Source organism: Chitinophaga niabensis (assembly GCF_900129465.1).
GTDB classification, from domain to species: Bacteria; Bacteroidota; Bacteroidia; order Chitinophagales; family Chitinophagaceae; genus Chitinophaga; species Chitinophaga niabensis.
The window spans coordinates 893,347-906,835 of sequence record NZ_FSRA01000002.1 but is presented as its reverse complement, the minus strand read 5'-3'; the positions used below and the strand labels follow the sequence as shown (position 1 = coordinate 906,835).

The window sequence follows — 13,489 nt, the reverse complement described above, 5'->3', positions numbered from 1 at the left end:
AATAAATATTTGAAAATTCTCTGCGGGCTAGTATTCTACCGTCATCGCATATACGGCAAAAGTAGCAAGCCAGTGTTCTCCTGCATAATCGCCACTGGCCACATGCGGCAGGGCTGCCTGTAAATGTTTGGTGGCAAGGTCCCGGATGGCGGCGCTGTTCTGGCCGGCATGTTTGGCAATTCCGTAAAGGCACCAGGCACGGCTCAGGTTTAAACCATCGAGATGTACCAGTTTTCCATCTGTTCTGTCGTTCACGGTAGCGATATGAAAGAGTTGAATATCTGGTTGAAATAAGCCGGGAAGGAAGGCCTGTATCCATTTCTGGTAATCTCCGGCAGGGAGTATCCGCCACATCAGGTCTGCTTCTTCCAGGCAGGGGGAGAGAAAATCATATCCGCCGGGTTCCCAGCTGGCGGGGCAATCCCTGTCATTTCCATAGAAACGCATGGCGGTTTCTTTGATAGAGGCCTGGAGATTGGTGGCATTGGTCACCAGGGCATAATCCCAGGCCAGCCTTAATCCGAAAGCGAGATTGGTATGCTCACCCACGCGGATGGGATAAGCGATCTTTTTCAGGAAATCGCGGTAGGCGTTATTGAATAAACCCGCGAGCGGCGCAATGTTACGGCTCAGTTGACGGGCCAGCGGATCATCCCAGGTGAGTAGTTCTGTTTGCAATTGCATCAGCCAGCTCCAACCATAGATCCGTTCAAAGCCCTTGTTCTCTTTACCCCGGAAAATGAGCAGTTCCGTATTGATATGTTCCTGTGATAAATTTTCTGCGAGTTTTTTCCTGATCAATGCAGCATTGGGCAGATCCGGGAATGTTTTCAATAACCGCACCAGCATCCAGTGACCATGAACACTGCTATGCCAGTCGTAGCAGCCATAAAATGCAGGATGATAATCCTTTGGTGCTTTGATGAGGGAAGCGTCTGAAAATACAATACCTGTTTTATAGGGGAACTCATGCTGCATGCACTTCAGTGGTAATTGCGCAAAATGCAGGGCGCCTTCAGTTGTTAATCTCAACTGTCCATCCTTTACATCGTATAAGGGAGATTGTGCGAAAACATTCACGGTACCCAGGAGGCCCAGCAACAGCGTAATTACTTTCATAGTGTATATCTCTACCGGTTCAACAACAATTTAAAATAAAAAGATGGTCTGGTAAGCTTTTTTCTTAAGTCTACCTCATAGAACATGCTGGAGATCACATCCCTTAATTGTTTGTTCTTTACCCCCATTTTAAACACCCAATTGAACAGCCTGGGGTATTTCACCAGGCGCTGTAATTTGTAGCTAAGGCTCAGTTCCGGCCACAGCACACGATATACACGTTCATCATAGGCCGCCATTGTTTCCGCGGTATAGTTATCTGCTTCCAGGCAGGCAGCAGCCTGTTGGGCGGCCATCACGCCTGTACAGATAGCATTGCCGATCCCTTCTCCTGTAAACGGATCTATAATAAAAGCCGCGTCGCCAACCAGCATATAACGGTTGCCGGAGATCACGCGTTTTTTAGAACCCAGGGGAAGGCCATATCCATCAAGGCTGCTTGTCATTTCTGCATCGCGGAAACGTTCTGCAAATATGGGGTCCTGTTTCAGTGTATCGGTGAGCAGTGTTTTAAGGTTCACTTTCCTGTCCCGCACGGCATCGCTCAACATGTCCATCCCTACATTGGCCTCTCCGTTTGGTAAGGGGAAGATCCAGAGGTAACCGGGCAGGAGATTCTTCAGGAAGTGCAGCTCTATAAAGCTATCCTCGTGCATGCCTTTTACGCCTTTGTAGTATGCACGGATGCCCGCGGCATAATACTTTGGTTCCATTTTGATCTGCGCCACCTCTCTGGTGAAAGAGGAATGCGCGCCGTTGGCGATGATCAGGAGCTTTGCTTTCACCTGGAACTGGCCGGAGGCATCAGAGATAAGATAGCCGTCTTCTTCCAGGGTATATTTATCTACTGCGGTGCCTTCAAATAACTGAACGTTCGGGCTGCGTTTCAATTCATCCACCATAAAATTATCAAAGTGGATCCGCTTGCAAACGAAGCCGATGGGAGATTCTGCGGCTTTATTATAATTAGGTTTGTAAGGAACGTCCATGCTTTGGCGGCTGGGGGAAACAAACTTAACGCCCCAGCTGTTCTCTTTTTCCACCAGCTGCTGCAATCTTTGCGCAATGCCTTTATCGACCTTTTCAAGCCAGGATAATACTTTTCCGCTAAGCCCGTCGCCGCAAACCTTGTCGCGGGGGAAAACGGCTTTATCAACAACAACGCAGGAAATACCTAACCTGTCTAATTGTAGCGCAGCAGTTGCCCCGCCGGGGCCTGCACCTATAATACATACTGAAGTGGTAATCATAAGCTATTATTCCGAATAGATCGCCAAGATACGTATTCTGGCTCCGCGGAGGAAATATATATCTTTGCCCTAAAACAGGAAAATATGTTCGGAGATCTGTTCGGAAAGCTGCAGGAAGCGCAGCAGAAAATGGCTGACAGTAAAGAACGCCTTAAACACATTTCAGTGGAAGGCGAAGCAGGTAATGGTGCTATAAAGGTGGTTGTGTCCGGCAACCGGGAAGTGCAAAGCCTGGAAATTGAACCAGGACTTCTGGTGGCGGAGCGGAAGGAAGAGTTGGAAGATCTGTTGATCACGGCATTGAATCGTGCTTTGAAGAATGCAGAGAACGCATGGGAAACGGAAATGAAAGGGGTGGCCGGTGGAATGCTGGGTGGAATGGGATTACCGGGGATGTAGCAGAACTTTTAATAAAAAAAACCGGGCAGATCCTGCCCGGCTATATATCCTTTTTGTCTTTAGCTATTTGACTTATCCTACCTCTTCAGTCTTCAGCATTTTTTGATACTTCTTCCTTTCTTCTTCGTCGAGGATCGTTTTACGCATACGGATATGATTGGGCGTAACTTCAATGCACTCGTCCTGTTGAATGTATTCCATACATTCTTCCAGGGTCATCAATATCTTCGGAGCAATGTTAGCAGCACCATCCGTACCACTTGCACGCATATTCGTCAATTTCTTTCCTTCATTAGGGTTTACCACCAGGTCACCAGGTTTGTTGGTTTCACCGATGATCATGCCTTTGTAAACCTCTTCTCCCGGATCAACGAAGAATGAACCTCTGTCCTGCAGTTTATCCAAAGAGTAACCGGTAGTAGTACCCGCTTCTTTAGCTACCAGAACGCCATTGTTACGACCGGGAATTGGCCCTTTCCATGGTTTGTATTCATTGAAACGGTGAGCCATTACAGCTTCACCAGCAGTGTTGGTCAGCATTTGCGTACGCAAACCGATCAAACCGCGGGAAGGGATCTCGAATTCCAGATGCTGCATATCACCTTTGGTTTCCATGATCAGCATTTCACCTTTACGGCGGGTAACGAGGTCAATTACTTTAGAAGCAAATTCCTGCGGAACGTCTACCACCAGGGTTTCAAATGGTTCAGAACGTTTACCGTCGATCATCTTCACAATTACCTGTGGCTGACCCACGGTTAATTCATAACCTTCACGACGCATGGTTTCAACCAGTACACCTAAGTGCAGGATACCACGGCCATAAACGAGGAAGCTATCAGCAGCATCTGTGTCCATTACACGCAGCGCCAGGTTCTTCTCCGTTTCTTTCATCAGGCGGTCGCGCAGGTGACGGGAGGTCACGAACTTACCATCTTTACCAAAGAAAGGAGAGTTGTTGATGCTGAACGTCATGTTCATGGTAGGCTCATCCACATAAGTGATAGGCAGCGCTTCCGGATTTTCGAAATCAGCTACAGTATCACCAATACCAAAATCTTCCAGGCCAACCAATGCACAGATATCGCCAGGGTAAACTTCAGTTACCTTCTTTTTACCAAGGGCTTCGAAAATATATAATTCGCGAACGCGGGATTTTTTTATAGTACCATCTGCCTGTACCAGGGAGATAGGTTGGTTTTCCACCAGTTTGCCACGGGTTACTTTTCCGATGGCGATACGGCCAAGGAAAGTAGAGTAATCCAGGGAAGTGATCTGCATTTGCAGGGTGCCTTCTGCTATCTTAGGTTGTGGAACATGTTCCAGGATACCATCCAGCAGGGGCAGGATATCTTCACGCGGCGTTAATGAATCATTGAACCAGCCGTTTTTACCTGAACCGTAGTAAGTAGGGAAGTTCAGTTGCTCTTCCGTTGCGTCCAGGTTAAAGAACAGTTCAAATACTGCATCATGTACTTCGTCCGGACGGCAGTTAGGTTTATCTACCTTATTGATTACAACGATAGGTTTCAAATTCAGATTGAGGGCTTTTTGCAGCACAAAACGTGTTTGTGGCATCGGACCTTCAAATGCATCCACCAGCAGGATCACACCATCTGCCATTTTCAGTACCCGCTCAACCTCTCCACCAAAGTCGGCGTGGCCTGGGGTATCGATCACGTTGATCTTCACGTCCTTGTACATTACGGATACGTTCTTGGCTAAGATCGTGATACCACGTTCCTTTTCCAGGTCGTTATTATCCATGATCAATTCTCCCGTTTCCTGGTTGGAACGGAATACGTTCGTAGAGTGGAGGATTTTATCCACCAGGGTAGTTTTACCGTGGTCTACGTGCGCGATAATGGCGATGTTTCTTAATTGCATGAGAATGAATTATTTAGCTGCCTAAAAAGTTCTTCCGAACTTCCTTTTTTCACAGGCAACTCCTAAATGAAGGCGCAAAGGTACGAATAATACGTGGTATTTAGTGTAGGCTACTCTTAAATAACTGTGAAATAACAGAATGCAGACATTCTGCCCGGGCATCATATTTGCACTGCTTGCTTTACATTCATAATCAACAATTTATGCGGATAATTAGCTGTTCCTTAATACTGTTTTTTACAACATTGAATATAAATGCGCAGGAAGTAAAAGCGTACGATGCTGAACTCAGCACATACATCTATCCTTATCCTGTTCACTTTTTTTCCCTCGCAAATCAGGGCCAGCGGCTGAAAATGGCCTATATGGATGTGAAGCCATCCAAAGCAAACGGCAGAACAGTAGTATTGCTGCACGGCAAAAACTTCTGTGGGGCTTATTGGGATAGCACAGCTGCGGCCCTTACCCAGAAAGGGTTTCGGGTGATCATGCCGGATCAGATCGGGTTTGGGAAATCTTCAAAACCGGCAGCCCTGCAATATTCTTTTCAGCTACTCGCACAGAACACCAAAGCCCTGCTGGATTCGCTGAAGATCACGAAAGTGGCCGTACTCGGCCATTCTATGGGAGGCATGTTGGCCGTGAGGTTCACGCTGATGTATCCGGAGACGACGGAAAAACTAATCCTGGAAAATCCCATCGGGCTGGAAGACTGGAAAACAGCAGTACCTTATCAGTCCATCGATCAATGGTATAAAGGAGAGCTGGCGCAGGATTATGAGAAGATCAAAAAGTACCAGCTGGATAATTACTACGCAGGGCAGTGGACGGCTGCTTATGATAAATGGGCACGGCTGCTGGCCGGCTGGACGGTACATCCGGACTATCCTAAAGTGGCCTGGAATGCAGCACTTACATACGATATGATCTTTACACAACCCGTGTATTATGAGTTTGAGCAGATCAAAGTACCCACCTTGCTGATCATCGGGCAGCGGGACAGGACTGCATTGGGTAAAGCAAATGCGCCCGCTGCAGCAAAGGATACATTGGGGAACTATCCCGTTCTTGGAAAAAGAGCGGCAGCGAGGATCCCTTCAGCTAAACTCGTGGAGTTAGATGGGATAGGGCATTTGCCGCATATTGAAAGTTTTGGGCAATTCAGGAAAGCGTTACTTGAATTCCTCTAAAGCCTCCTGCAATAACTGGAACGCCTGTATGTTACCGGGGTTTTCCAGGCCGCGGGCAATATCCTGCTTTTCCCGTGGAGTGAGGTGTAAGCTAAGCGCAGCGGCTTTTTCAGCCTGTTGCGGAACATACTGAAAAATGAGGCGTTTGAACTTGCCGGGGAAATAACCTTCCATGTAATTGATCAGGTGGTCCTGGTGAAAATCCTGCATGCTCATCCAGTGGGCCTGCATAGAAAACAGTGGTTCAAAGATCAGGTCTCCCAGGTCTTTCTTTTGTTTGATGGGGCTTACATCGTTTTTACGTGTGTCCCTGATCTGCATGAATATAACCCCGCTTGTATTTTCATTGATCCATTCACGGAAAGTGTAGAGGAAACGAAGACTGGTTTCCTGCCCGAAATTATCCCTGATGCCGGCATCCATTACATCCACAATGGGGTTGCTGGGCAGGAAAACATTGGGTAATACATATGGGAACGTAGCGCTCATGCGGATGGCGCTGGTTACCCTGAGGTGTTCCGCATGCTGCAGGTTAAAGAATTGCCCGAAATCAACCCCGTCAATATCACGGATGCTGCGGGTGGGATATTGATAATCTGCAGCGCAGAGATAACTTACCGGCTGGGGAGAAATAAAGAGGCGGCGCCCGTCTGCATTGATGGTAGCGCACCAGATCATCATAGGGATCTTTGCGGTGAACTCTGCTTCCCGGTAATCGGAAACCGTTTTATTCAACACATTGTCCGTATTAATGTTCAGCTGCATTTCGAATGCATAACCACGGTCTTTTGCATAACGGTTCTTGCCGATGTAGAAATGCCTGAAAGGCGTGATAAAATCATTCACCGCAAAAGAGCTGAATACAGAGTTCAGCAGGTCGCGGGAGATCCTGTCGCAATAAAGGCTGTCATATAGATCAGGGCCGTTTAGTTTGCCCATTTGTTCCCTGAGATATAATTCCCGGAAATAAGTAGCGCCCATCATTCCGCCGGAGGCCCCGGTCATGAGCATGGTGTGCTTAAGTAATTTTCCTTTCGTAAGACTGTCGTACCGCTGCAGTACGTTCATGGTCCATGCGGCAGAACGGCTGCCGCCGCCGCTGGTATTGATTACGATGAACGGAGGTTTAGAGCCGGCGGGGAATTTGGCCTTCCAGTTTTCGAGTATCTGTAAAGTTTGTTTTTTATCTGCTTCACTGCGGGAAGCCGTGAAAAAGTCCTGGAGGCTTTGCACACTATACAGCGGGCGTTTATCTTTCTCGATGTAATCCAGTCCGTATGCTTTGTTCCGGTTATCGATCCATTGATTTTTCACCATCCAGTTCATGCCCAGGATAAGCCCTATCAGTATGGGAATGGCCCATGTTTCCAGCAGATAGGCGTAAGCTCCGGCAACTCCGATCAGGAAAGCAAAGAAGATCATTACGCTGGCACCTGCGGGTATACGGAAAGCATTGTAGTCCATCAGGTAGGCCATGATCACGAGGAACACCAGTGCCAGGCCTACTGTTATCATGGCAGCAAAATGGTGTTGCTTGAAAATGTTATCGAGATAGTGTTTATTGTAGTGATCAACATTCCTGGCTCTGCGCACGCGCCAGGGGCTGGAGAAATAATTGATAACGGGCAGCGTGTTCTCATCTCTTTCCTGTGTGGGTTTTAAAACTGTTTTCAGGAAGTTGCGCGGGTTACCGAACTTCTTATATAAACGCCTGCCTATATTTTTATCTGCATTGAAGAAATAAAAGAAGGAGAAAAAGATAACAACCAGGAATCCGCAAATAAATCCTTCTGCCAGCAAAAATACCTGTGGAATAGAATTCAGTTCCTGCCAGCGCTGGTATTGCCATCCCCGCCAGAGAAGGTTTAACAGGAAAACGCCGGGAATAATGGCATTGTTCAGGCAGTAACGGAAAAAGGGCTGGGAGGTGGTGGCGAGAAATTTGAACCTGCCGCTATGCAGGATAAAAGTGGTGATGTTCCAGCTCATCGTAAAGATGGCCGTAGCAACACCCATCACCGTTGTGCTGTAAAAATTCACTTTCCCCATATATTCCGGCGCCAGGTATAAGGCGTCTCCACCAAACAGTTTGGCGAAGCCCCCATTGATGGTGCTGAATAAAATGGCCCAAAAGATCAGCAGGATCTGGTACTTACGGAAATGAAGCAGCAGGAGCTGAATAGGGAAAGAATAGAAGAATCTTAGCCAAAGTCTTTTCACAGGTATAAATTACGAAGAAATAAAAAGCAAATTTAAAATTTACAAATTATTTAAATATGAAAAGCCGTAAATAATAAATGAATGAGTGTACCGTTGCGGGAAAAGACGCTTTATTTTTTAGTGACGAACCTTGCCCAAACCAATACCATGAGTAGTGCCATACCGGTGAACTGATGTGCCAGTGCAAAACCGAGTGGAATTTTAACCTGGCTGTTTAAAACAGTGAGCACACCCAGTAAAACCTGCAGGAGTACTACCAGTAAGGCTACTGCACGAACGGCATCCAGCTGTGAAAAAGGCCTGGCGCGGAAATACCACAGTGCAATCAATATGGTGAGCAGGTAGGCGAGCCCGCGGTGAATGAACTGGATAGTGATAGGATTGTGAGTGATATCTTCCAGGAAGCCTCCTTGTGTGAACATGCCCATTGGCCACCACATGCCATTAATGGTAGGCCAGGTACTGGCAGATAATGCAGCATGAAGGCCTGCCATGAAGGCTCCGTAGAATAATTGCAGCGTAAGTAATGCTAAGATCCAGCCGGATAATTTCCGGAGGGAGGGGGCTGAAACAATATTTTTCTGCGGAATGCTGAGTTTTAAAGCGAACCAGAGGGTATACCACAACAGGCTCAGTGCTGCAATAAAGTGAATGGCTAAACGAATATGACTAACGTACAGATCCTCATCATTTAATCCGCTTTGCACCATGATCCAGCCGATGGCTCCCTGCAGGCCTCCCAGCAGGAATAAAATGATCATGGGAACGATCATGCTTTTATCGATCTTCTTTTTTATAATAAAATAAATGAAGGGAATAAAAAACACGATGCCTATCAGGCGGCCCCAGTTGCGATGCAACCATTCCCAAAAATAAATGCCTTTAAAATCGGACAAGGTAAAATGACTGTTAATATATTTTGCCTGACCGATCTCCTGGTATTTGGCAAAAGCAGCCTGCCAGGCTGCTTCGTTCATTGGAGGAAGTGCGCCCAGTATGGGTTTCCACTCCGTGATGGAAAGCCCTGAACCAGTCAAACGGGTAATGCCTCCCAGGAGTACCTGCACGATGATCATAAAAACTCCGGTGAAAAGCCAGATTATTATAGCTTTATTCTGCTTATTTTGCTGCATATCCATAAACGTAGCAAAATTAGGGTTAATCCGCCGCCACATGGAATGATTTTTATCAATTTTGGAATGATTTTGCAGTAGCGCGACTGATTTTGTAATTTTATCGCCCATAAAATAAGTTAACTTGTTATTGCCGTATTACCAGGAAACGCTTACAGAAGCCGGATGTGATGAAGCCGGAAGAGGTTGCCTCGCAGGCCCTGTATTTGCGGCGGCAGTAATATTGCCACGGGACTTTCGTCATCCTTTGCTGAATGATTCCAAACAGCTGAAGGAGAGCCAGCGGGATGAATTAAGAGTAGTGATAGAGCAGAAGGCAATAGCGTATGCGGTGGCCAGTATCGACAATGAGGAAATAGACAGGATAAATATCCTGAAAGCCTCTTTCAAAGCGATGCACGAGGCATTGGCACGATTATTGATTCAGCCCCAGATGTTACTCATTGATGGTAATCGTTTCAATCCCTATGGCAATATCCCGCATACCTGCGTAATCCAGGGAGACGGAATTTATGCTTCGATCGCAGCGGCATCCATCCTGGCAAAAACCTACCGGGATGAATATATGCAACAGCTGCATGAACAGTTCCCGCAATACGGCTGGAAGGAGAACAAAGGTTATCCAACCAGGTATCACCGGGATGCCATCCGCACACATGGCGACACGCCCTATCACCGCAGGACGTTTCGTTTGTTACCGGATCAATTAAGTTTGGATGGGGAGGAAAAGTGGTAAAATAGGATAGAGCCATGTTAAAGCAATCGCAACAACAGAAGTTATTACAGAAGTTATCACCACAACAGATTCAATTAATGAAGCTGTTGCAGGTGCCTACGGCCGTACTCGAAGAACGTATCAAAGAAGAACTGGAAGAGAACCCTGCTTTAGAATATGGCGAAGATGGTCAGGAAGAAGAATTCAAAGAAACCACCGAAGACTTTGAGGCCAAGGAAGGAGAAGAGGACTTTGAACCTGATGGCAGTGAAAATGAATACGACAATATAGATATCTCAGAATATGTGTCTGAAGGCGATGATGATATTGCCGATTACAGACTGCGGGATGATAATTACCCCGATCCCGATGAATCCCGCACCATCCCTGTTCGCGTAGAAACCACTTTTCATGATCACCTGCTGGACCAGCTGGGGATGTTGAGCCTGGATGAACGCCGTACACGTATTGCGGAACAGATCATTGGCAGTATTGATGACGACGGTTACCTGCGCAGGGAAGTAAGCGCTATTGTAGATGACCTTTCTTTCTCACAGAACGTACAAACAGAAGAAGACGAAATAAGGGACCTGATCAAACTGATCCAGCAATTTGATCCCCCGGGCGTTTGCTGCGTTGATCTCAAAGAATGCCTGGTATTGCAGTTGAAACGTAAGAACCCTGAAGATCCCGGTGTACTTAATGCCACGCAGATCCTGGATAATTATTTCGACGAATTTACCAAGAAACACTACGAAAAGATCCAGCGTTCGCTCAACCTCACAGACGATGACCTGAAGGAAGCCATCGGCCAGATCATTCGCCTGAATCCAAAGCCGGGTGGGAATTATAGTGTGATGAACAAAGCCGAGAGTTATGTGATCCCGGATTTTTTCATCCTGAATAATGTAGGTAAACTGGAACTGTCCCTCAACAGCAAGAACGCACCAGACCTTCGTATCTCCGAAGGATACCGGGATATGCTGAAGGAATATGACCGCGGAGATAAGAAAGATAAACGGCAGAAAGAAGCAGTATTGTTCATCAAGCAGAAGATAGATGCCGCCAAATGGTTCATAGATGCCATCAAGCAACGCCAGCATACATTGCTGAGTACAATGGAGGCGATCATGAACTATCAATACGACTTCTTCCTTACCGGCGATGAAACCACCATGCGCCCTATGATCCTGAAGGACATAGCGGATATTACACAGCTGGATATCTCTACCGTTAGCCGCGTAGCTAATAGTAAATATGTACAAACAGAGTTCGGCACATTCAAGCTGAAGTTCTTTTTCTCGGAGTCCTTATCAACAGACAGTGGGGAGGAAGTATCTACGAGGGAGGTTAAAAAGATCCTTTCGGATATGATAGAGGGAGAGAATAAACGCAAACCGCTGAGCGATGAGAACCTGACCAAGATGCTGCAGGATAAGGGCTATAATATTGCCCGCCGGACGGTAGCAAAATACAGAGAGCAACTAAACATACCCGTGGCAAGACTGCGCAAGGAGTTATAATTATGGAAGAGCAGAAAGCACCAATTACCTTTTCGTCCGGCCTGCGGGCTACAGCACAAGTATTTTCTTATTTGCTGCATCCGTTGTTCATACCGCTGCTCATTACACTGGCGGCAGTAACTGCGCTGCCGGAGTATTTTTCGATCTTTAAAAGCGATAGCCGTGTTTTCCCTTTTGATACCTTATATATAAGAGTGGCTGTTTCTACTTTACTATTCCCCCTGCTGGTAGTGGTACTGGCCAGGCTGCTTGGTTTTGTGGGCAGCATCAGGCTGGAGGTGCAGCGGGACAGGATCATTCCTTATGTATCTACCATCATTTTTTACTTCTGGACCTTTTATACGTTTATCCGCCAGGGCTGGAGCCCTGAATTCCTCAATGCCTTTTTCCTGGGCATTTTCATTGCGGTGATCGTTTCCTTTGTATTGAACAACTTCGCCAAGATCAGTATGCATACCACAGGCTGGGGCGGGGTATTGGGTTTTATGCTTTGCATGATGTGGGGCATGCAGATGAATGTGGCTTTGCCACTGGCACTGGCTTTTGTGCTGGCGGGTATCGCAGCTACTTCCAGGCTGGTGCTGCATGCGCATACAACTGCTGAAATATATGCAGGGTTCATTGTAGGCATCCTCTCCCAGGTGATCGCCTATTCCATTGTGGGATAAAAAAATAATCTTTTTTCACTACGCACATTCTCTGCGCAAGCGGGCAGCACCTTTGTATTGTCCATTGCGTGTTACCCCATTTGAAACAAACACCGGATGCTATTAAACTTAGTATTGAGAAGAAAATGCTAAATTTTTTAGGACAATTCGAAAATTAAATTATAACTTGCACTACCATTAAATTTGTAACAAATACTTACTAATTATGTCAAACACCAATACTGACAAACTGAAAGCGCTCCGTCTTACAATGGACAAAATCGACAAGGATTTTGGAAAAGGAGCTGTAATGATGATGGGTGAAAAGGCAGAGGCACCCATGGAGGTTATCTCTACCGGTTCCCTGGGCCTGGATATTGCCCTGGGTGTTGGTGGATTGCCTAAAGGCCGTGTAGTAGAGATCTACGGGCCAGAGTCTTCCGGTAAAACTACTATCGCTATACATACTATTGCAGAAGCGCAAAAGAAAGGCGGCATCTGTGCCATCATAGATGCGGAACATGCCTTTGACAGCAGTTATGCACGCAGACTGGGTGTGGATGTGGATTCACTCCTGATCTCCCAGCCTGACCATGGTGAACAAGCCCTGGAAATTGCAGACCGCCTGATCCTTTCCGGCGCCGTGGATGTGGTGGTTATTGACTCCGTAGCTGCGCTGGTCCCGAAATCGGAGCTGGAAGGAGAAATGGGAGAAAGTAAAATGGGGCTGCAAGCCCGCCTGATGTCCCAGGCACTCCGGAAGCTTACCGCCACGATCTCAAAAACCAACTGCTGCTGTATTTTCATCAACCAGTTGCGTGAAAAGATCGGTGTAATGTTCGGTAACCCTGAAACAACCACTGGTGGTAATGCCCTGAAATTCTATGCTTCCATCAGGCTGGATATCCGCAGAATGAGCCAGATCAAAGATGGCGATGAAGCGGTGGGTAACCGCGTGAAAGTGAAAGTTGTGAAGAATAAAGTTGCACCGCCTTTCCGTATGGCTGAGTTTGATATTATCTACGGTCAGGGTATTTCCAAAGCCGGAGAATTGATAGACATGGGCGTTGAGTTTGGCATCATCCAGAAAAGCGGTAGCTGGTTCAGCTACGAAGGCAACAAACTGGGCCAGGGCCGTGACGCCGTGAAGCAGTTGCTGCTGGATAATCCTGAAGTGTCCGTTGAAATTGAAACGAAGATCAAGGCCAAGTTGGCAGAGCAGGCAGCAACAGCTTAGGCAGGATTCAACAAGATCATTAATGGCTTAGCCATCTGTATAAAGAGTTTATTAAACGTTTTTAGATTAAAAACGTTTGTTTGGGTTAGTAAAGTAAAAGGTCCGTTTTCTAGCGGACCTTTTTTATTTGAAGCGAACGTATTGAAGAGAGCAGTTAAACATAAAATCC

At 46.7% G+C, this 13,489-nt stretch carries 11 protein-coding genes; 6 read left to right on the top strand and 5 right to left on the bottom strand.

The genetic code is table 11. The features are described 5' to 3' along the window. Positions 1-27: 27 nt before the first annotated feature. Positions 28-1,119 carry a DUF2891 domain-containing protein gene (locus BUR42_RS20660; RefSeq protein ID WP_074241509.1) on the bottom strand — a complete coding sequence of 364 codons (1,092 nt, stop codon included), beginning with the start codon at positions 1,117-1,119 and terminating at the stop codon, positions 28-30. Between the two features lie 11 nt (positions 1,120-1,130). After that, the gene (locus BUR42_RS20655; RefSeq protein ID WP_074241508.1) at positions 1,131-2,369 is read right to left on the bottom strand and encodes an NAD(P)/FAD-dependent oxidoreductase; all 1,239 of its coding nucleotides are present in this window, start codon (positions 2,367-2,369) and stop codon (positions 1,131-1,133) included. A gap of 84 nt (positions 2,370-2,453) precedes the next feature. On the opposite strand from BUR42_RS20655, the gene BUR42_RS20650 reads away from it, so the two are divergent. Then, the gene (locus BUR42_RS20650) at positions 2,454-2,768 is read left to right on the top strand and encodes a YbaB/EbfC family nucleoid-associated protein (protein WP_074241507.1); all 315 of its coding nucleotides are present in this window, start codon (positions 2,454-2,456) and stop codon (positions 2,766-2,768) included. Positions 2,769-2,840: 72 nt separating this feature from the next. Here BUR42_RS20650 and typA read toward each other — a convergent pair whose 3' ends face one another. After that, the gene (gene typA / locus BUR42_RS20645) at positions 2,841-4,655 is read right to left on the bottom strand and encodes a translational GTPase TypA (protein WP_074241506.1); all 1,815 of its coding nucleotides are present in this window, start codon (positions 4,653-4,655) and stop codon (positions 2,841-2,843) included. A gap of 245 nt (positions 4,656-4,900) precedes the next feature. Between typA and BUR42_RS20640 the strand changes: the two genes are divergently transcribed. Further along, positions 4,901-5,845, top strand: coding sequence for an alpha/beta fold hydrolase (locus BUR42_RS20640; RefSeq protein WP_234979772.1), 945 nt, complete (start codon positions 4,901-4,903; stop codon positions 5,843-5,845). Here BUR42_RS20640 and BUR42_RS20635 read toward each other — a convergent pair. Together BUR42_RS20635 and BUR42_RS20630 are read right to left on the bottom strand one after the other, a co-directional pair. Beyond that, on the bottom strand, positions 5,828-8,065 hold the full coding sequence (locus BUR42_RS20635) for a patatin-like phospholipase family protein (RefSeq protein WP_074241504.1): 2,238 nt from the start codon (positions 8,063-8,065) through the stop codon (positions 5,828-5,830). The two genes, BUR42_RS20640 and BUR42_RS20635, sit on opposite strands and share 18 nt — an antisense overlap. A gap of 110 nt (positions 8,066-8,175) precedes the next feature. Beyond that, positions 8,176-9,198 carry a COX15/CtaA family protein gene (locus BUR42_RS20630; RefSeq protein ID WP_074243118.1) on the bottom strand — a complete coding sequence of 341 codons (1,023 nt, stop codon included), beginning with the start codon at positions 9,196-9,198 and terminating at the stop codon, positions 8,176-8,178. Between the two features lie 124 nt (positions 9,199-9,322). On the opposite strand from BUR42_RS20630, the gene BUR42_RS20625 reads away from it, so the two are divergent. The 4 genes from BUR42_RS20625 (at position 9,323) to recA (ending at position 13,320) form a co-directional block, all read left to right on the top strand. Continuing rightward, positions 9,323-9,934 carry a ribonuclease HII gene (locus BUR42_RS20625; protein ID WP_074241503.1) on the top strand — a complete coding sequence of 204 codons (612 nt, stop codon included), beginning with the start codon at positions 9,323-9,325 and terminating at the stop codon, positions 9,932-9,934. 14 nt (positions 9,935-9,948) lie between these two features. Further along, positions 9,949-11,436: an RNA polymerase factor sigma-54 gene (gene rpoN, locus BUR42_RS20620; protein WP_074241502.1), complete on the top strand. Its 1,488-nt coding sequence runs from the start codon at positions 9,949-9,951 to the stop codon at positions 11,434-11,436. A 2-nt stretch (positions 11,437-11,438) separates the two neighbouring features. Beyond that, positions 11,439-12,104, top strand: a complete 666-nt coding sequence (locus BUR42_RS20615; protein WP_074241501.1) for a hypothetical protein — start codon at positions 11,439-11,441, stop codon at positions 12,102-12,104. 205 nt (positions 12,105-12,309) lie between these two features. Continuing rightward, positions 12,310-13,320: a recombinase RecA gene (gene recA / locus BUR42_RS20610; protein ID WP_074241500.1), complete on the top strand. Its 1,011-nt coding sequence runs from the start codon at positions 12,310-12,312 to the stop codon at positions 13,318-13,320. Positions 13,321-13,489 lie beyond the last annotated feature (169 nt).

Coding starts and splice junctions, on each gene's coding strand:
- BUR42_RS20655 (WP_074241508.1), bottom strand. CDS start 2,369: ATGATTACCACTTCAGTATGTATTATAGGTGCAGGCCCCGGCGGGGCA.
- BUR42_RS20630 (WP_074243118.1), bottom strand. CDS start 9,198: ATGCAGCAAAATAAGCAGAATAAAGCTATAATAATCTGGCTTTTCACC.
- BUR42_RS20660 (WP_074241509.1), bottom strand. CDS start 1,119: ATGAAAGTAATTACGCTGTTGCTGGGCCTCCTGGGTACCGTGAATGTT.
- rpoN (WP_074241502.1), top strand. CDS start 9,949: ATGTTAAAGCAATCGCAACAACAGAAGTTATTACAGAAGTTATCACCA.
- BUR42_RS20615 (WP_074241501.1), top strand. CDS start 11,439: ATGGAAGAGCAGAAAGCACCAATTACCTTTTCGTCCGGCCTGCGGGCT.
- typA (WP_074241506.1), bottom strand. CDS start 4,655: ATGCAATTAAGAAACATCGCCATTATCGCGCACGTAGACCACGGTAAA.
- BUR42_RS20650 (WP_074241507.1), top strand. CDS start 2,454: ATGTTCGGAGATCTGTTCGGAAAGCTGCAGGAAGCGCAGCAGAAAATG.
- recA (WP_074241500.1), top strand. CDS start 12,310: ATGTCAAACACCAATACTGACAAACTGAAAGCGCTCCGTCTTACAATG.